The sequence below is a fragment of the Streptomyces cyaneofuscatus genome (assembly GCF_000718135.1).
In the GTDB taxonomy this organism is placed as follows: domain Bacteria; phylum Actinomycetota; class Actinomycetes; order Streptomycetales; family Streptomycetaceae; genus Streptomyces; species Streptomyces cyaneofuscatus.
Window position 1 is genome coordinate 297,415 of sequence record NZ_JOEM01000009.1, and the last position, 17,808, is coordinate 315,222.

Annotated in this window: 21 protein-coding genes; 12 read left to right on the plus strand and 9 right to left on the minus strand. The window is 72.2% G+C overall.

Annotated features, from left to right (window positions below):
• Positions 1–2: 2 nt before the first annotated feature.
• The 4 genes from IF17_RS0117865 (at position 3) to IF17_RS0117880 (ending at position 2,954) form a co-directional block, all read left to right on the plus strand.
• Positions 3–308, plus strand: coding sequence for an RNase A-like domain-containing protein (locus IF17_RS0117865; protein WP_030567078.1), 306 nt, complete (start codon positions 3–5; stop codon positions 306–308).
• A 12-nt stretch (positions 309–320) separates the two neighbouring features.
• The gene (locus IF17_RS0117870; RefSeq protein WP_030567080.1) at positions 321–1,010 is read left to right on the plus strand and encodes a contact-dependent growth inhibition system immunity protein; all 690 of its coding nucleotides are present in this window, start codon (positions 321–323) and stop codon (positions 1,008–1,010) included.
• A 439-nt stretch (positions 1,011–1,449) separates the two neighbouring features.
• Positions 1,450–2,352, plus strand: a complete 903-nt coding sequence (locus IF17_RS0117875; protein WP_030567082.1) for a CPBP family intramembrane glutamic endopeptidase — start codon at positions 1,450–1,452, stop codon at positions 2,350–2,352.
• 140 nt (positions 2,353–2,492) lie between these two features.
• A complete protein-coding gene (locus IF17_RS0117880) occupies positions 2,493–2,954 on the plus strand; it encodes a hypothetical protein (protein WP_030567084.1) in 462 nt (153 codons plus the stop codon).
• A gap of 24 nt (positions 2,955–2,978) precedes the next feature.
• Here IF17_RS0117880 and IF17_RS0117885 read toward each other — a convergent pair whose 3' ends face one another.
• Positions 2,979–3,578: a TetR/AcrR family transcriptional regulator gene (locus IF17_RS0117885; RefSeq protein WP_030567086.1), complete on the minus strand. Its 600-nt coding sequence runs from the start codon at positions 3,576–3,578 to the stop codon at positions 2,979–2,981.
• A 137-nt stretch (positions 3,579–3,715) separates the two neighbouring features.
• On the opposite strand from IF17_RS0117885, the gene IF17_RS0117890 reads away from it, so the two are divergent.
• Positions 3,716–5,998: an exo-beta-d-1,3/1,6-glucosidase gene (locus IF17_RS0117890; protein ID WP_030567088.1), complete on the plus strand. Its 2,283-nt coding sequence runs from the start codon at positions 3,716–3,718 to the stop codon at positions 5,996–5,998.
• 12 nt (positions 5,999–6,010) lie between these two features.
• Here the strand turns inward: IF17_RS0117890 and IF17_RS0117895 are convergent, their stop codons facing one another.
• On the minus strand, positions 6,011–6,961 hold the full coding sequence (locus IF17_RS0117895; RefSeq protein WP_030567090.1) for a DMT family transporter: 951 nt from the start codon (positions 6,959–6,961) through the stop codon (positions 6,011–6,013).
• Positions 6,962–7,052: 91 nt separating this feature from the next.
• Here IF17_RS0117895 and IF17_RS0117900 point away from each other — a divergent pair, with 91 nt between their 5' ends.
• Entirely contained in the window at positions 7,053–7,589 is a 537-nt protein-coding gene (locus IF17_RS0117900; protein WP_209437771.1) for a MarR family winged helix-turn-helix transcriptional regulator, read from the plus strand.
• On the opposite strand, the gene IF17_RS0117905 is transcribed toward IF17_RS0117900, so the two are convergent.
• Positions 7,540–7,914, minus strand: a complete 375-nt coding sequence (locus IF17_RS0117905; RefSeq protein ID WP_030567094.1) for a MerR family transcriptional regulator — start codon at positions 7,912–7,914, stop codon at positions 7,540–7,542. The two genes, IF17_RS0117900 and IF17_RS0117905, sit on opposite strands and share 50 nt — an antisense overlap.
• A 34-nt stretch (positions 7,915–7,948) precedes the next feature.
• The gene (locus tag IF17_RS0117910) at positions 7,949–9,001 is read right to left on the minus strand and encodes an MDR family NADP-dependent oxidoreductase (protein WP_030567096.1); all 1,053 of its coding nucleotides are present in this window, start codon (positions 8,999–9,001) and stop codon (positions 7,949–7,951) included.
• A 189-nt stretch (positions 9,002–9,190) separates the two neighbouring features.
• Here IF17_RS0117910 and IF17_RS0117915 point away from each other — a divergent pair, with 189 nt between their 5' ends.
• Positions 9,191–9,976, plus strand: a complete 786-nt coding sequence (locus tag IF17_RS0117915; protein WP_030567098.1) for a hypothetical protein — start codon at positions 9,191–9,193, stop codon at positions 9,974–9,976.
• A gap of 212 nt (positions 9,977–10,188) precedes the next feature.
• Complete coding sequence (locus tag IF17_RS0117920) at positions 10,189–10,845, plus strand: TetR/AcrR family transcriptional regulator (RefSeq protein ID WP_030567100.1); 657 nt, start codon at positions 10,189–10,191, stop codon at positions 10,843–10,845.
• Here the strand turns inward: IF17_RS0117920 and IF17_RS0117925 are convergent.
• Positions 10,823–11,095 carry a hypothetical protein gene (locus IF17_RS0117925; protein WP_030567102.1) on the minus strand — a complete coding sequence of 91 codons (273 nt, stop codon included), beginning with the start codon at positions 11,093–11,095 and terminating at the stop codon, positions 10,823–10,825. The genes IF17_RS0117920 and IF17_RS0117925 overlap by 23 nt on opposite strands.
• 44 nt (positions 11,096–11,139) lie before the next feature.
• Positions 11,140–11,862 (minus strand): GDSL-type esterase/lipase family protein, encoded by a 723-nt coding sequence (locus tag IF17_RS0117930; RefSeq protein ID WP_030567105.1) that lies wholly within the window; start codon positions 11,860–11,862, stop codon positions 11,140–11,142.
• A gap of 148 nt (positions 11,863–12,010) precedes the next feature.
• Here IF17_RS0117930 and IF17_RS0117935 point away from each other — a divergent pair, with 148 nt between their 5' ends.
• A complete protein-coding gene (locus IF17_RS0117935; protein WP_030567107.1) occupies positions 12,011–13,042 on the plus strand; it encodes an esterase-like activity of phytase family protein in 1,032 nt (343 codons plus the stop codon).
• Positions 13,043–13,091: 49 nt separating this feature from the next.
• Here the strand turns inward: IF17_RS0117935 and IF17_RS0117940 are convergent, their stop codons facing one another.
• Both IF17_RS0117940 and IF17_RS0117945 read right to left on the minus strand, forming a co-directional pair.
• Positions 13,092–13,493: a PPOX class F420-dependent oxidoreductase gene (locus IF17_RS0117940; protein ID WP_018510858.1), complete on the minus strand. Its 402-nt coding sequence runs from the start codon at positions 13,491–13,493 to the stop codon at positions 13,092–13,094.
• 31 nt (positions 13,494–13,524) lie between these two features.
• Positions 13,525–14,358, minus strand: coding sequence for a TetR/AcrR family transcriptional regulator (locus IF17_RS0117945; RefSeq protein WP_030567110.1), 834 nt, complete (start codon positions 14,356–14,358; stop codon positions 13,525–13,527).
• A 147-nt stretch (positions 14,359–14,505) separates the two neighbouring features.
• Here IF17_RS0117945 and IF17_RS0117950 point away from each other — a divergent pair, with 147 nt between their 5' ends.
• Together IF17_RS0117950 and IF17_RS0117955 are read left to right on the plus strand one after the other, a co-directional pair.
• Entirely contained in the window at positions 14,506–15,570 is a 1,065-nt protein-coding gene (locus tag IF17_RS0117950; protein WP_167344521.1) for an ATP-binding cassette domain-containing protein, read from the plus strand.
• Complete coding sequence (locus IF17_RS0117955) at positions 15,567–16,406, plus strand: ABC transporter permease (protein ID WP_030567115.1); 840 nt, start codon at positions 15,567–15,569, stop codon at positions 16,404–16,406. The genes IF17_RS0117950 and IF17_RS0117955 overlap by 4 nt, the downstream gene beginning before the upstream one ends.
• 79 nt (positions 16,407–16,485) lie before the next feature.
• Here IF17_RS0117955 and IF17_RS0117960 read toward each other — a convergent pair whose 3' ends face one another.
• The gene (locus IF17_RS0117960) at positions 16,486–16,950 is read right to left on the minus strand and encodes a MarR family winged helix-turn-helix transcriptional regulator (protein ID WP_030567117.1); all 465 of its coding nucleotides are present in this window, start codon (positions 16,948–16,950) and stop codon (positions 16,486–16,488) included.
• Between the two features lie 109 nt (positions 16,951–17,059).
• On the opposite strand from IF17_RS0117960, the gene IF17_RS0117965 reads away from it, so the two are divergent.
• A complete protein-coding gene (locus tag IF17_RS0117965) occupies positions 17,060–17,737 on the plus strand; it encodes a hydrolase (RefSeq protein ID WP_030567119.1) in 678 nt (225 codons plus the stop codon).
• Positions 17,738–17,808 lie beyond the last annotated feature (71 nt).

Genomic DNA, 17,808 nt, shown 5'->3' on the forward strand with positions numbered 1-17,808 from the left:
ACATGACCGTACGAACTCGCTCGGCAACCTATCCCGACCGAGAGACCGCTCAGTGGGCCACGCAACAGGTGGTGACCTGCAACGAGCAGAAGATCCATCGTTGGCTCGCCCAGGGCACCCGCTCCCGCCTCACCATCGAGGCTGCCTGGCCCTCGCGTGAGGCCCCCGTCGGTCGTGTGCTGCTCCAGGCGATGATGCTCGCCGGCCGCGACCCCGTCGACGTCCGTGCCGCGCGTGTGATCCTCAAACGCGAGCCGAACAGTCCGCACGGCTTCGTCGTCCTGACCACCGTCCCGATCTACCTGTAGAGGCCCATTGCCGTGTCCATGAAGCCACTCGAGTTCGACCGCCGCTACGGTGAGTTGGACCAGGTGATCAGTGCGTACGCCGGCATGCCGGCCGATGACGAGCCGGACAAACCGAGCGCAGCCCTCTTGGCCTACCTCCGTCACACCTGGCACCACCGCCCTTGGGCCCTGGCCGCCGCCGAGCAGCAGATTCGCACGTACGCACGCAACCCTCCCGGCCGGCTGCGCCTCAGCCTGGGCGAGTTCTACCCGGTGCCGGACGTCGGGCTGCCCGAATCCGCCATCCAGGACTGGCTGTTCGTGATCGCAGACCACCTGAAGCGTTCCGTTGAAGAGGGCGAGATCCCACCCACGTCAATCCCCCGCACCCACTGGGAATGGCACGCCCGCTTCCCCGAGACCGGCCAGTTCCTCGGCGGCTGGTTCTCCCAGGACATGCCGGATGAGTTCCCGGACCTCGACGCGCCCGTACACGACTACACCGCCACCACGGACCCGCAGCTTGTCGCCCGCCTCACGGGCGAGCTCCACGAGCTGCTCGCTCTCGGCCTCGAAGAGCCCGAATACGCCCTCGCGATGGCGGAGCTGGGCATGGAGGTCGACCCGCCCCATCCGTACTCCCCGAGCGGCTGGTTGGCCCACCTCGCGGACATTCTGGGCGGGTTCAGGGCGGACTACGGGCCGGGGCCGACCGCGGGCTGATCGTGTGCCCGTCCGCGCTCATTCCGCCCTCACCCCGCCAGCTTGCTTGCTGCGCGGCTGAGGCCCGGCTCTCCGCGAGGGGTGGTGGAGCCGTGTGTCACGGCCCGTCCGGCTACTCGCGTTGCGCAACTGGCCGGAGGTGGAAGGGCGTTGAGTGGCGGGCGCGTCGGCGGGTGTGCGGTGTCGGGAACGCGAGGCGGGCGGCGCATTGACCTTGGGTGCCGGGCGCCAGCAAGATCCTTGTGTGAATCCTGATATACCGCCTTCGCCCTGGGACCCGCCCGCGCCCTCGACCACGCCTCCGGCCGGTGGGCCCGTCTGGCCGCAGGGGCCCGGAGCCGGGTGGCCGCAGGCGTCCGGACCTGGGTGGCCGCCGCAGGGTGCCGGGCCGGGGTGGCAGATGCCGCCGCCGCACGGGCCCGTCCCGCCGGCCGGTCCCGTGCGGGCCGAGGCCGGGGCGCCGTACGACCAGCAAGGGCGCAACGGGCAGGGCGGCAGGTTCGCGTGGCTCGGGGAGCTGTCGCTCGTCCTGCTCCTGGTCGTCGTGGGGATCCTGGTCGTCTCCGCGATCGGGCTCGTCCTGGCGGCGGTGCTGGACGCGGGGCCCAAGGCGGCGGACAGCGAGGTGTTCTTCGAGGACCCGGTCGCCGACATGGCACTCCAGCTCGTCGGCATCGCGATCGGGATACCGATCGTCCTGTGGGGCGCGCGCTATCTGGGCAGGCGCCCGGCCGGTACCGTCTCCTCGGTCCTGGGCCGGCTGCGGTGGAAGTGGCTCGGGCTGTGCGCCGCCGTCGCCGTTCCGCTGATCATCGTCCAGTTCGGCGTGCTGTTCGCGTGGACCTGGGGGGACGAGTCCGCCGAGCCGACCGGGGACGGCTTTCCCGGCTGGACCGCCTTTCTCGTGAGCCTGGCCGTGCTGGCGGCGCTGGTGCCGTTCCAGGCGGCGGCCGAGGAGTACGTCTTCCGGGGCTGGCTGGTCCAGGTGATCGGGCGCGCCGTGCACTCGCCCTGGCCCGCCGTCGTACTCGCGTCGCTCCTGTTCGCCCTGGCCCACGGGTTCGGCGAACTCACCGGGTTCATTCTGCTCCTCTACTCGGCGCTGTGGTGGGGCTGGCTGGTCATCCGCACCGGGGGCCTGGAGGCGGTGATCACCCTCCACGCCGCCAACAACCTGCTCGCCTTCGGCCTCGCCGCCGGCTTCGGCGAACTCGCCTCCACCGAGACGGCCGCCGACGCCCCCTGGCAGGCGATGGTCGTCGAGTTCGTCTTCGCGCCGCTGTACTGCCTGGGGGTGGCGTGGCTCGCGAAGCGGCGCGGGGTCGAGCGGGTGAGTCCCTGACGTCTCGGTCGCTGACGTCGTGTCGAACGCTGCTGTGCCGTGCCCCCGTAGCGTCGGTCGGGGAGACCGTTGTCCGGGCGCCGGGGCGCGGTGATGGACATCCGGCGTGAACGGTGTGAACGAGAACCAGGAAACCTCTGGTGAGTGACTCGGCCCTCCTGGAAGCCTTCGAGCAGCATGAGCACTCCAGCAAGGACTTCTACCTCGACGTCGGCCCGGCCGACACCGACGGTCAGCCCGCGCCCTGGGACAGCGCTGCCTTCGCCGAGCAGCTGCGGAGGGATGTGGAAGCGCTGCTCTCGCTCACCTTCGACGTGAGCCGGGGCATCGTGGACCCGACCGGGGGCTACACCTACTGGTACGAGAGCGACGAGCGCAGCGTCTCTCTCCAGGTGAGCGATCCGGAGGAGGGCGACCCCTTCCCCTTCGACAAGGTCCCCGCCTTGCTGATCATCCGGTCGCGGTCCGAGGAGGTGGCCACGTGGGAACTCGCGGCCGGCCTCTACCGGGATCTGTGCTCCCTGGGCACGTACTTCATCCTCGCCGAGACGAAGCACGGCGACCTGGTCACCGCGAACTTCGACGTGGGCGACGACTGGTAGCCGTACCGCCGTGAAAAACGGCCCTCAGAACCCCACGGTCAACTGGGCCCGGATGTGGGCCCGCAGGACGCCCGCCATGTCCGTCGTGCAGTCGCTGATCAGCCACTGGATCTGCAGGCCGTCCATGAGGGCGATCAACTGCTGGGCGGCGGCAGCCGGTTCGACGTCGTCGCGCAGTTCGCCCGCCTCCCGGGCCTGGACGTAGGCGCGTTCGGTGTTGGCGACCGACGTACGGTAGCGGGCCTCGAAGTACGCGTGCGCGGGGTGGTCGGGGGCGGTGGCCTCCGCCGCGACCACCGAGAACAGCTCGACGATCCCGCGCCGCTTGGCGTTCAGCTCGGCCAGGTCCACCAGCCGGCGCAGATGATCGACGCCCCTGGTGACGCCCAGGGCCAGCCACTCGTCGTCCACGTCGTCGCGGCGCTGGAGCACCGCGAGGAGCAGCGCCTCCTTCGTCGGGAAGTGGTGCAGGAGGCCCGGGTGGGAGATGCCGCAGCGGGTGGCGATGACGCGCAGCGAGGCACCCCGGTAGCCGGCCTCGCCGAACAGGGTCATCGCCTGGTCGAGGATCTCGATCCGCTTGGCCCGGCCCTTGGCGTAGCCGCGCCGGGGTCCCGGGGTCACGCGCATTCACCCGCTGTCATCGGACGCCTCTCTCGTTCCCCCGAGTTCCGCCCCAGATTCTCACAGGGGTGAATACTTACCAAGCGGTCGGTATTGAGCGTACGGTACTGCGGAGTGCCGTCGTGAAAGGAACTCCTGTGGGCCTCCTGCCGCCGTACCTCGACCCCGCGCTCCCCGTCGCGGACCGGGTCTCCGATCTCCTGGGCCGCATGACGCTGCCCGAGAAGGTCGGCCAGATGCTCCAGCTCAACGCCAAGGAGGGCGTGCGGCACCTCGTGGAGGAGCTGCACGCCGGGTCGATCCTGCACGCCTCGCCCGAGCGGGTGCTGGAGGCGGCCGCCCTCACCGAGAAGACCCGGCTGCGCATCCCGCTGCTCGTGGCCGAGGACTGCATCCACGGCCACTCCTTCTGGGAGGGCGCGACGATCTACCCGACGCAGCTCGGCATGGCGGCCACGTGGGACACGGACCTGGTGGAGCGGATCGCGCGGGCGACGGCGGTGGAGGTCGCGGCGACCGGGGTGCACTGGACGTTCTCGCCGGTCCTCTGCATCACCCGCGACCTGCGGTGGGGCCGGGTGAGCGAGACCTTCGGCGAAGACCCCTTCCTCATCGGCGAGTTGGGCTCCGCGATGGTGCGCGGCTACCAGGGTGAGGGGCTCACCGACCCGACCGCGATCCTGGCCTGCGCCAAGCACTTCGCCGGGTACTCCGAGACCCAGGGCGGCCGCGACGCCAGCGAGGCGGACATCTCCCGGCGCAAGCTGCGCTCGTGGTTCCTGCCGCCGTTCGAGCGGGTCGCCAAGGAGGGCTGCCGGACGTTCATGCTCGGCTACCAGTCCATGGACGGCGTGCCGATCACCGTCAACGACTGGCTGCTCGGCGAGGTGCTGCGCGGCGAATGGGGCTACACCGGCACGCTGGTCACCGACTGGGACAACGTCGGCCGCATGGTGTGGGAGCAGCAGATCTACGCCGATTACGCGCAGGCGTCGGCGGCAGCGGTCCGTGCGGGCAACGACATGGTGATGACAACCTCGAAGTTCTTCGACGGCGCCCAGGAGGCGGTGGCGGAAGGCACGCTCACCGAGGCGGAGATCGACGCCGCCGTACGCCGCATCCTGGCGCTCAAGTTCGAACTCGGACTCTTCGAGAACCCCCGCCACCCCGATGCCGCCCGGCAGGCCGAGTTCATCGGCAGCGCCGAGCACGCGGCCCTCAACCTGGAGGCCGCCCGCCGCTCGCTGGTGCTGCTGACCAACGACGGCACGCTGCCGCTCGCGGGCGGCCTGGAGGCGTCCGGGGAAGGGCGGGCCGCGGGGCCCGGCCCCCGTACTGTCGTGGTCGTCGGCCCCAACGCAGATGACGCACAGACCCAGTTGGGTGACTGGGCGGGCTCCTCCGGGCAGGCGGACTGGCTCCCCGACGGGCAGCCGCGCGCCATGATCCGTACCGTCCTCGACGGCTTCCGGGACCGGGTGCCCGCCGACTGGACCGTGACGTACGCGCCTGGCGCCCGCATCCTGGACGTCGGGCCCGACCCGGAGGGCGAGTTCTTCCCCGACGGGCAGCCGCGCCCCGAGGTCGTCGTCCCGGCCGAGCCCGACCCCGCCCTCATCGGCGAGGCCGTCGCCGCCGCCGAGGCCGCCGATCACGTGGTCGCCGTCGTCGGTGACCGGATCGAGCTGATCGGCGAGGGCAAGTCGACCGCCACCCTCGAACTCGTCGGCGACCAGGTCGCGTTGCTCGACGCACTGGCGGCGACGGGCAAGCCGCTGGTCGTCGTGGTCATCAGCTCCAAGCCGCTGGTGCTGCCGCCGTCCGCGCTCGGTGCGGCGGCGATCGTGTACGCGGCCAACCCGGGAATGCTCGGCGGTACGGCGGTGGCGGAGCTGCTCCTCGGCCTGATCGAGCCGACCGGCCGGCTCCCGCTCTCCTTCGCCCGGCACGCGGGGCAGCAGCCGACGTACTACAACCAGGTGCGCGGCCAGCACGGCACGCGGTACGCGGACCTCACGCAGAGCCCGGCGTTCGCGTTCGGGGAGGGCCTGAGCTACACGACGGTCACCTACACCGGCCTGGAGCTGCTGACGGCCGTCGTCGAACCGACGGAGACGGTACGGGCCCGGGTGACGCTCACCAACACCGGTGCCCGGCCCGCGCTGGAGACCCTTCAGGTGTACGTGAGCGATACGGTGACGTCGGTGACCTGGGCGGAGAAGGAGCTGAAGGCGTACGAGCAGGTCGCGCTGGCCCCGGGGGAGTCGCGGCAGGTCGCGGTCGAACTGCCCGTGGCCGCGTGCACGTTGGTGGACGCGCAGGGGCGGCGCGTGGTGGAGCCGGGGCGCTTCGAGCTGCTGGTGGGGCCGTCGTCGCGGGACGAGGCGCTGCTGCGGGCGGAGTTCACGGTGAAGGGGTGATCCGGGCGGTCTTCACGGTGACGGGGTGATGCGGGAGGGGCGCTCGGCGGAAGTGGGGGGCTCCGGGGGGTCCGGGGTCTCGGCGGGCTCGGGGGCTTCGGGCGGCGGTGCGGGGGTCCGGGCGGCGCGCTGGCCGAGCACGACTCCGCACAGCGTGAGTACGAGGCCGAGGACCTGCCGGCCCGAGAGGCTCTCGCCGGCGAGCAGGAGCCCCAGCAGCACGCCCGTCACCGGGTTGAGCAGCCCCAGCAGGCCGACCGTCCCCGCCGGCAGGTGCTTCAGCCCCAGGAACCAGGCGGCGAACGCGATGCCCGTGGCCACCACGGCGAGGTAGGTGAACCCGAGGAGCGCGGGGCCGTCCAGCACGGGCGGCGCGCCCTCCACGAGGGCCGCACACGGCACCAGCAGCAGCCCGCCGCCGAGCAACTGCCAGCTGGTGGCGGCGAGTACGTCAACGCCGCCGCTCCACCGCTTGGCCAGGACGTACCCGTACGAGGACATCGCCATGGCCCCGACGGAGGCGAGCACGCCGATCGCGTCCACCGAACCGGCGGCCGTGAACACCATCAGGCAGACACCGCCGACGCCGGTCATGGCCCCGGCGAGGTGCTTCCAGCCTGGCCGCTCACCGACCAGCGGCCAGGCCAGCATCATCATGAACAGCGGCGCGAGGGCCATGATGATCGACGCCAGGCTGGTGGGGAGGCGCTGCGCCGCCACGTAGACGAGCGCGAAGAAGCCGCTCATGTTGAGCGCGCCGAGCACCAGGGACTTCCACCACCAGCTCCCGTGCGGCAGCTTCCGGCAGACGGCCAGGAGGAGCAGCCCGGCGGGCACGGCCCGGAAGGCGGCGCCGTACAGCGGGTGGCTCTCGGGCAGATACTCGCGCGTGACGAAGTAGGTGGTGCCCCAGGCCACGGGGGCCACCGCCGTGACCAGCGACCATTTCAGGTTACCTTCCATGGAAGCTATTATGCCTTCCATGGAAGGTAATTTTCGGGATGCGGCTCCGGAGGGCGCGGACGAGGGGGCGGGGCGCACGGGTCCCGACCATGTGGCCCGCATCCAGGCCGAATGGGCGCGGGAGCGCCCGGACGTGGACGTGTCCCCGCAGGCGGTCATCGGCCGGCTGCACCGCCTGGGCCACCTCCTGACCGCCCGCCTCGACGTCGTCTACCGGACCCATGGCCTGTCGGAGGGCGAGTTCGACGTCCTGGCCGCGTTGCGCCGGGCCGGGGAGCCCTTCGAGCGGGCGCCGGGCGAGCTGGCCGTGCACACGATGGTCACCACGGGGGCGATGACCAAGCGGATCGACCGCCTCCAGCGCGCCGGCCTGGTGACCCGGCGCCGCTCGGCGGCGGACGGCCGGGGCCGGGTGGTGGCGCTGACCCCGGCCGGCCGGTCCCTGATCGACCGGGCGTTCACCGAGCACATGCGCAACGAGCGGAACCTGCTGGACGCGCTGGGCCCGCGGGAGGCGGAGGAGCTGGAGCGGCTGCTGACGGGGTGGCTGGCGCGGGTGGAGCCGGTGGGCGGGCCCGCTACGGCTCCCCGAACACCCGGCGGGCCAGCTCCTCGCGGAGGCGGGTGAGGCGGGCGATCTCGGCGTCGAGGAGGGCGAGCCGCCGGCCGACGACCCCCGCACCGGAGCCCGCCGGGGCGTCGGGGGACCCGCACCGGGGCGGCGGGCCCTCGGTGAGGAGGTGGAGGCGGTCCGCCAGGGACCGCAGGTCCTCGATGGTGAACCCGGAGCCGAGCAGCTCGCGGATGACACGGAGCCGGGCCACCTCGGCGGGCCGGTAGTCGCGCTGGCCCGAGGCGGTGCGGGCGGGCGGCGGGAGGAGCCCGCGCTGTTCGTACAGCCGCAGTGCCCTGGGGGTGCACCCCGCCGCCGCTGCCGCCTCACCGATCCGCATCGAAGCCCGCCCCACCCCTCCGACCCGCCGGCCGCTACAACTCGACGACGACGGCCCCGAAGTGCCGCCCTTCGAACAACTCCTGCAACGCCTGCGGCGCCCGATCGATGCCCGGGATCCGCACGTGCGGGAAGCTGATCTCGCCGGACCGCAGCCACGCCCCGAACCGCCCGTTCCATTCCTCCTCGACGTCGGGGTGGTCCGTACCGCTGTAGCCGCGCAGCGAGAGGCCCTTGACGACGATCCGGAACGAGTCGATCTCCACGGGCGCGCTGCCGCCAGCCCGCCGCGCCGACAACTGCCCGTCCAACGCCCCGACCAGGGCGAAACGGGCCCCGTGCCGGGCCGCGCCGACGGCCGCCGCGAGCTGTTCGCCGCCGACGGTGTCGAGCAGGACGTCGATGCCGTCGGGCGCGGCCTCGGCGAGCTGAGCGGCGAAGGAGGCCCGGGAGTCGCCCAGATCCCCCTCGCCTCCCAGGAGTACGGCGTCATAACCGAGTTCGGCCATGAGCCGCTCGGCCTTCTCCGGTGACCGGGTGGTGCCGATCACCCGCCCGGCGCCCAGCAGCCGGGCGACCGGACCGGCGAGGGTGCCCACGGCTCCGGCGGCGCCGGTGACCAGGACGGTGTCGCCGGTACGGACGGGGGCGAGCCGGGTGAAGGACCCGTACGCGGAGGACCCCTGGGAGAGGTGCGCGACCGGGTCGGGCAGCGTGTCCCCGACGGGCGTGCAGTGGGCGGCGTCCACCACGGCGTGGTCCCGCCACCCCTGAAGGTGGGTGACGGTGTCGCCGATCCGCAGCGGACTGCCGTGCCCCGCCGCGACGACCTCCCCGACAGCGGGCCCGAACAACGTGTCGCCGCTGCTCAGCGCGGGGAGCGGCACCCCGTCGACCTCGCCGCCGATGAGGGTACGCAGACCGGGGAAGACCAGGAAGTGGCGGTTCCGGACGAGGACTTGGCCGGCTCCGGGCGCGGTGAGGGGTGCTTCGACGACGGCGAAGTTCTCGGGGGCGGGCAGCCCTGAGGGTACGGAGGCGAGACGGACTTCGCGGGCGGTACGGGGGAGGGACGGGGTGACGGACATGCGGGCGCACACTCCTGGGCTCGGGCCTGTCGGCTCTCCGGCCCACCGGCTCTCGCGCGGCGGGTGCGGGGACGCTAACCCCTGCCCCGTACGTCAGGGTCAAGCCCGACCCGTGTGAACAGGCGTTATGCGGGCAACGGCGGAAAGGGAGGCGGACCCGCCGCCCGCGACCGACGTGGGAGAACCGCCGTGACGTACACCGATGCCGAAGACTGCTCGCCTCAGCTGCGGGGCGCGCTCGAATCGGTGATAGGCGGTTACATGGCGGCCGTGGCGGAGGTGCTGCTGACCGAGGAGGTCCCGGTGGCCGGCGTCTCGGCGTACGGGGATGTTCACGACCCGAGCCAGGACGACTTCGCGGGGGACGTGGAAGGGAGCGTGGAGTTCACGCCCGCGTTCGGCCACAGGCTCCTCGGTGACGGCGGCGAGACGGGGCTGCTCTGGTGCGGCGTCTCCGGCTGGTGCTTCTTCCACATCCCCGAGGGTTCCGGCCGCTCGCTGCTGGACTCCGCCCGCTGGATGGGGAGCGGGCTGACGCCCGAGCCGGTACGGGTCGCCGCGTTCCTCTCCGAGGTGCGGCTGGACCCGCGCGAGGCGGGCAGCGGTGAGCGGCCTTTCTACCGCGCGCCGCACAGCGACCCGGACGTACTGCTCCGGCGGCTCGAAGCCTTCGGCACGGAGTTGGGGGCCGGGTCCGACGACGTCGTGGCCGGCCTGCGGAGTACGGCCTGTCGGCGTCGCGCCGTGGAGGCGCTCACGGCGGAGGACCAGGAGATCGTCGACGTGGCGCTCCACACCGGCGAACTGGAGGCGTTGGCAGGCCTGCTGGAGTACACCGAGGGGGCCACGCCGGACAACGTCCTGCGCGAGCTGGCCCGGCGCCTCGCCCGTGACCTGACCTTGCGGGCGCGCGACGGCGTCGACAGCGTCGACGAGCACCGTGAGGCGTACGCGTACGCGGAGGAGCAGGGCTGAGGGCCCGGCGCACTCCCACTTCCCGGCGCGTCGATCGAGGCACCGATCGACGCACCGATCGACGCGCCGAGAAGAAGCGTTTCCGCGCGCGGTCATTCGCCCGTACGGGTGTGGCGTGGCACCCTGGCGGCGCTCCGGGCGCGCACAATGGGGCGGCGGTTCGTGCAGAGGTGCCGAGGCCCTCTCCCGCACCTTGCGCTGAAGGAGGACCGGTGGCTGATGGCTGGGCGGTTCAGCGGACGGGGCCCGGTGACCAGGCCCGTACCCAGGCGAGGGAACAACTGCTGGACGCCGCACGGGAGCTGTACGGGGTCGTCGGCTACCGGGAGACCTCGGAGGCGGACCTGTGCGAGGCGGCCGGGGTGACGCCCGAGGTGCTCCGGCAGGAGTACGGGACCCGGGAGGGGCTCCTCATCGCTCTGCACAACCGGGTCACCACCACCGGCCTGCGGGCCATGGAGGCCGCCCTGCTCTCCGAGGGGATGGACGAGTGCTCGATCGCGGAGCGGGTCAGGCGCCTCTTCGACGCGTACGTGGAGTCCGTCACCCGGGATCCCCGCGAGGCACGCGTGACCTTCGTCGAGGTGCTGGGCGTGAGCGCGGTGGTGGACGAGCACTGCAAGCTCTGGCGCGCGCTGTGGACGGAGTTCCTCACGGGGGAGGCCGAGCGGGCGGTGGAGCGGGGGGAGGCGGAGGACCGGGACCACCGGGTCGACGTCATGGTGATGGTCGGCACGGTCCACGAACTGATGGCCCACCACACCCGCCGCTGCCGCCGGGCCCGCCCGGAGGAGGTCTCCGGCGAACTGACCCAACTGGCGCTGACGATGCTGGGGTCGCAGCCGGTCAGTCCGACGCCTCCACGATGACCGATCCGCGGACCAGCGCGTCGGCCGACGGGCCGGTGAGGGTGACCCGGGCGGTGTGGGGCGGATCGAAGGACCCGACGCTCCGCCCGTACCGCTCGATGCCGGTCAGGGTGACCCGCAGGCCTGGGGGGAGGGTTTCGTCGCCCCGGTCAGGGACGAACGTCCGGCCGACGCGCACGATGCCTCCGACGCAGCGCACGATGAAGGCGCGGTCCCGGTCGGTGGCCGTCTCGGCCGCGTAGATCTGCATGCGCGCGGCGCGTGGGCGGGGGCCGTTCACCTACGGGTCGCCGCTCAGGCCGGTTGCGGTTGCGGTTGCGCTTGCGGCGCCGCGTCCAGCCGTGCGTACGGGCCGCCCAGCCCCCACGCCTGGTGCATCGCGTCGGCGAAGGCGGCGGCGAGGAGGTGTTCGCCGGTCGGGCCGGGGTGGGTGCCGTCGTACGTGTCCGTGTGGATGTCGTACCCCGGCGGGCGCGAGGCCAGCAGGAGCGGGGAGGACGGGGTGTCCAGGTCGGCCACGGCCTTGACGAGGAGTTCGTTGAAGCGGGCGCAGGAGGCGGCGAAGGGGGCGTCCGACTCGGCCCGGACGTTCGGTATCACCGGGAGCAGCACCATCCGGATGTGCGGGTTGGCCGTGCGGGCCGCCTCGATGAACGCGCGGGCGTTGGCCGCCGTCTGCTCGGCGTCCGTGTAGAACCCGAGGTCTATCAGGCCCAGCGAGACCAGCAGCACGTCCGCCTCCGCCGCGCGCACCGCGTCCGCGATCGCCGGCGCCATGTGCAGCCAGCCCTCGCCCCAGCCCGCCAGGTGCCTGCGCGCGTCGGGTGGGAAGGACGGGTCGGCGTACGCGTCGGAGAGCGGGGCGTTCGCCTCGGGGTCGTACAGCGTCGTGCGCGGCCCGACGATCTCGTACGGGACCGGGCAGACCGCCTCAAGGTGCTGCCACAGGCGGTAGCGCCAGGTGAAGTCGCCGGTGGCGCCGATGGTCATGGAGTCGCCGACCGGGAGAAAACGCATGGCGTCATCATGGCCGATCACGGCTGTGGCCTGCGACGTGACGATGGACACGGTGGGGCCGGGTGGGGGCGGACCCTGCGGCGGAGGGGGCCGGGGGTGTGGGCGGGGCCGGGCCTTGGACAGGGCCGCGACCGTGGACACTTGGGCCATGCGTCCGTATCCGAGCCGCCCGGCACGTCTCGCCGTTTCCGCCGTTCCCGCCGCAGCCCTCCTGCTGCTCCTGGGGGCCGCCTGCCCCGCCGTCGCCGCCGACGGGGACCCCGACCGTGACTTCACGATCGAGGACTCCCGTATCACCGAGTCCAGCGGCCTCGCCGCCAGCCGTCTGCACCCCGGCGTCTACTGGACGCACAACGACAGCGACGACGGCCCCTACGTCTTCGCCGTCGACTCCCGCACCGGGAAGACCGTCGCGACCATCACCATGCGGGGCGTGGGAGAGCCGCGGGATGTGGAAGGCATTTCGATCGGCCCTGACGGGGACATCTACGTCGGTGACATCGGGGACAACCTGGACGGCTCCTGGTCCCACGTCTGGATCTATCGCTTTCCCGAGCCCAAGGTCCTTCGCGACGCCACCGTCACCGCCACCCAGTACGACGTGAAGTACGCCGACGGGGCCCGCAACGCCGAGGCGCTGATGGTCCACCCGAAGACCGGGCGCGTCTACATCGCCTCCAAGAACGAGGACGGCGGCGGGCTCTACGAAGGGCCCGCCCGGCTCACCACCGGCGCCCCGAACACCTTCCGGCGGGTCGGCGAGGTCCCGTGGGTGACGGACGGGGCCTTCTCGCCCGACGGGGGCTCGCTGGTGCTGCGCTCGTACTTCAGTGCCCGCGTGTACGACTTCGCGGACGGCCGCCTCGGGGAGAGCCGGTCGGTCGCCGCGCCGTTCCAGCGGCAGGCGGAGTCGGTGACGTACACGGCGGACGGAACGGCCCTGATGTTCGGCTCCGAGGGGGCGGGTAGTGAGGTCGTGCGTGTCGAGGTCGAAGGGGGCGCCAAGCCGTCGGGGGGCGGCGAGGAGAAGGGGAAGCCCTCCGGGAGTGGAACTCCCTCCTCCGGGGCGGGCGACGGTCAGGACGGTGACGGCAAGGGCAACGTGGGGCTCGGTGCGGTGATCATCGTGGGGGTGGGGGCCCTGTGGTTCGCGCTCCGGCGGAAGCGGGGGCAGGGGTGAGGGGTGAGGGTGAGAGTGAGGGGTGAGGCCCGTGGCGCCCCTGGAACCCTCAGTCGCCGTTCACCACCGGCCACACCTCGTAGTGCAGCGTCCTGTCCCGCTTCAGCCGGTGCGCCAGCGGGACCAGCACGCCCTGCACGATCGGGTACTTCCGGGACAGCATCCGCGCCGCGTGCGTGTTCTCCTTCGTGCCCGGCCGCAGCAGCCGTGCGTGGGCGCTGATCTCCGGTCCCGTGGGTCTGCCCCGGACCGTGCACGGGGCGAGCTCCACCTTCGGGTGGTTGCGCATCCGCTCGACCTTCCAGGCCGAGGAGAACGTCCGGATGAAGGCGTGATCGCCCTCGACGGCGATGTTCACGGGCGTGCCGACCGACGTGCCGTCCTGGCGGTGTGTGCTCAGCAGGACGGCGTACTGCTTCACGAACGGGGCTAGCTCCCGGCTGGCGTCCATATCTCCATTGGGGCACGGGCCGGGCGCGTTGTCATGTCCGGTCCGCCGCCGCGTCTGCCGTCCGCTCCGCGACCAGGACCTCGAAACCGGCGATCAGCCGTTCCAGCCCGAACGCGAAGTGGTCGAAGTCGGCGCTGAAGGTGTCCTCCGACATGCTCGCCATCATCGGGTACGCGCCACTGAGCATGGCCCGCTCCAGGTAGGGACGCTGGCTGTCCCAGAACTCCTCGTCGCTCAGCCCGGTCTGCGCCACCGCCTCCTCCGCGTCCCCCTGGGTGCGGGCGAGGCCCTCCACGAAGCTGTTGACCGTGATGATCACGCCGATCAGCTCGGGGTCGCGCAGCCCCATGGAGCGCAGCGCGGCGAGCGAGAGCTCCAGGCCGCGCAGGGCGCTGGGGCCGAGCACCGTACGGGCCTGGTTGATCTTCAGCAGCCAGGGGTGGCGGCGCAGGTTGTCCAGGTAGGTCGTGGCCATGCGGTTGATCGCCACCCGCCAGTCGTCGGGGGCGGGAGGGGCTGCGGCGGGGCGGCCGGGCTCGTCGGGCAGGGGTTCGCCCAGCACCCGGTCGAGCATCAGGTCCAGGAGTTCGGCCTTGCCGGGGACGTACCGGTAGAGCGACATCGTGCCCGTGCCGAGCTCGGTGGAGAGCCGGCGCATGGAGACGGCGGCCAGCCCTTCCGCGTCCGCGACGGCGATGGCGGCCGTGACGATCCGGTCCAGCGTGAGGCCCGGTTTGGGGCCGCGGCTGGGGCGGTCCCCGGTGCCCCACAGGAGCTCCAGGCTGCGCGCGATGTCGCCGCCCCCGGGGGTGGTGCCGTCCGTCGTCGCCGCCGCTGTCGATCCTGTCGATCCGTCTTTCGCCATGGGGGCAGCGTAATGCGCCGGAGGCGATTTGGGTACGCCGTACTCGTATCAACGTACGCCGTACTCGGTTTGGGGTACGGTGTACTCAGTTCGCTTCCGGGTTGGTCGGAGAAGCAAGGGGGATTTGCCATGTCCACGCCTATGTCCATGTCTGAAACCAGGCCGAGGTACGCGGTGCTCGCCGAAGGGCTCGTCAAGCGCTACCGGGCGCGGGGGAGGGGCGGGGTGGAGAAGCGGGCGCTCGACGGGTTCGACCTCGCCGTCCGCCCCGGCACCGTCCACGGCCTGCTCGGCCCCAACGGAGCCGGGAAGACCACCGCCGTACGGGTTCTCGCGACCCTCCTGCGGTACGACGGGGGCCGGGCCGAGGTGGCCGGGATCGACGTGGGGCGCGAGCCCCGCCGCGTACGGAGCAGGATCGGGCTCGCCGGTCAGTACGCCGCCGTCGACGAGGGCCTCACCGGGCGGCAGAACCTGGAGATGTTCGGGCGCCTCTTCCACCTGGGCAACCGCGGGGCCCGGCAGCGCGCCGGGGAGCTGCTGGAACGGTTCGGCCTGGTGGAGGCCGCCGACCGGAGCGCCAAGGAGTACAGCGGCGGCATGCGGCGCCGGCTCGACCTCGCCTCCTCGATGATCCTCTCGCCCGACGTGCTCTTCCTGGACGAGCCCACGACGGGGCTCGACCCGCGCGGCCGGGGCGAGGTCTGGGACGCGATCCGGGCCCTGGTGGCGGGCGGCACGACCGTACTGCTCACCACGCAGTACCTGGACGAGGCCGACAAGCTCGCCTCTCACATCACCGTCATCGACCGGGGGCGGGCCATCGCCGACGACACCCCCGACGCGCTGAAGAACCGCGTCGGCGGCGACCGGATCGAGGTCGTCGCGGCCGACCCGGGCGACCTGGCCGCGGTGGCGCGGGCCGTCGAACGGGTCGCCGGGGGCGGGCTCGTCCTCACCGACGACACCACCCGCCGGGTGCACGCCCAGGTCGCCGACCGGGTGGCCGCCCTGACCGAGGTGGCCCGCAGCCTCCAGGACGACAGGATCGCGGTGGAGGACATCGGGCTGCGCCGGCCGAGCCTGGACGACGTGTTCCTGCGCCTGACGGGCCACGGCGCGGGTGCCGACCGAACGCCTGCCGACGGCACGCCTACCGACGGCACGCCTGCCGGCGACACGCAGGTTGTACGAGAGGGGGCGGCGGCATGACCACGCTCGAAAAGAACCCCGCGGTGACCGGCGGGGGCCGCGACCACGGCCTCGCCTACTGGGCGGTCTCCGACTGCTGGAACATCACCCGCCGCACCCTCACCCACTACCAGCGCCACCCCTCCGCCATCGTCTGGCAGCTCGGCTTCCCGATCCTGTCCGTCCTGCTGTACGGGTACATCTTCGGCAGCGCTATGAAGGTGCCGGGCGGCGGCGACTACCGGGAGTTCCTGATGCCCGGCATGTTCGCGATGACCATGGCCATGGGGTTCATGAACACCGCCGTGGCCGTGGTCACCGACGCCGGACAGGGGGTCGTCGACCGCTTCCGGTCCATGCCCATGGCCCCCTCCGCCTTCGCCTCCGGGCGCGGGGTGGCCGACCTGGTGGTGGCGGCCGCCGAGCTGACCATCCTGGCCGTCACCGCGCTGCTGATCGGCTGGCGTGCGGGCGGCGGGGTGATGCCCGCCCTCGGGGCGTTCGGGCTGCTCCTGCTGCTGCGGTTCAGCCTGATCTGGGTGGGCGTCTGGCTGGGCCTGCTGGTGCCGACCCCCGAGGCGGCGGGCGGGCTGTACGCGGTCGCCTTCCCGCTCACGATGATCTCCAGCACCTTCGTCGCCCCGTCCCTGATGCCGGGCTGGCTGGGCACGGTCGCCGCCTGGAACCCGCTCTCCTCGACCGCGACGGCCACCCGCGAGCTGTTCGGCAACCCGGTGGCCGGCGGCGGTACCTGGGTGGAGGAGCACGCCCTGCTGATGGCCGTGGTGTGGCCGGTGGTGATCACGCTGGTCTTCCTGCCGCTGGCGGTACGCAGGTTCCGGCTGCTGAGTCGCTGACAGCGGGCGTGACCGGCCGCGGCGGTGGTCGCCGCGGCCGGTCGGTCGGCAGGTCGGACGGCCGGTCGGTCGGCCGGTCTCAGTAGTGCTGCTTCTCCATGTGGGCGAGGACGCGGTCGGAGATGCGGGCGAGGGTGTCCAGCTCCTCCGGGGTGAGGGCGTCGACGAACAGCCGCCGGACGTGTTCGACGTGGACGGGCGCGGCCTCCTCGATGGCCTCGCGGCCCGCCGGGGTGGCGACGATGAACGCCCCGCGGCCGTCGTCGGGGCAGTCCTCCTTGGCCACAAGTCCGCGCTTCGCCATCCGCCCCACCTGGTGGGACATGCGGCTCTTCTCCCACTCCACCAGCTTGGCCAGGTCCGTGAGGCGCATCCGTCCGCCGGCCTCGGTGAGCTTGGCCAGCACGATGTAGTCGGCGGGGGACATGCGGGAGTCTGCCTGGACCTGGCGGGAGAGCCGACCGATGAGCTTCTCCTGCATGCGGATGAAGCTGTCCCAGGCGGCCTGCTGTTCCGGGGTCAGCCAGCGAGGCGGTGCGTCCATGGAGCGAAGCGTAGTTGCCATCAGGACTAGTTGACGCGTCAACCACCTCCTGCCTAGTGTGGGTGACACGTCAACCACTTGGCGTACGGCTCCAGAAGGGACACCCCCCATGAGCACCGCGAGCACCGTCAGCACCCCGAACAAGGCCGGACTCGACGCGCTGCTGACGCCCGAGGAGAGCGTCCTGGTACTGATCGACCACCAGCCGTTCCAGTTCGCCAACCTGAACAGCCATGAGCCGACGATGGTCGTCAACAACGTGGTCGGACTCGCCAAGGCTGCCAAGGCCTTCGGCGTCCCGACCATCCTGACGACCGTCCTGGAGGAGCGCGGTGGCCTGCTCATCCAGGGCATCCAGGACGTGTTCCCGGAGCAGAAGCCGATCGACCGGACCTTCATCAACACCTGGCAGGACCAGCGCGTCGTCGAGGCCGTCAAGGCGACCGGGCGGAAGAAGCTGATCCTCGCCGGGCTCTGGACGGAGATCTGCCTGGCCATGCCCGCCATCCAGGCGGCCGGCGAGGGCTTCGACGTCTACGCCGTCACCGACGCGTCGGGGGGTGTGTCGGCCGAGGCCCATGACATGGCGGTACGGCGCATGGTCCAGGCGGGCGTCGTCCCGATCACCTGGATGGCCGTGCTGGGCGAGTGGCAGCGCGACTGGGCCCGCGAGGAGACCGTACCGGCGGCCGCCGAGGTCCAGGCCCAGCACGGCGGCGCCTCCGGGGTGGCCTTCGCCTGGGAGATGCAGCTCCTCGCCGCCGGGCGGTCCAAAAGCGCCGCCTGACCTCGGGCGGGTACGACGAGGACGCACTACCCGGACCGGGCCGGTGCGCACGAACGGAGAGAAGGACAGGA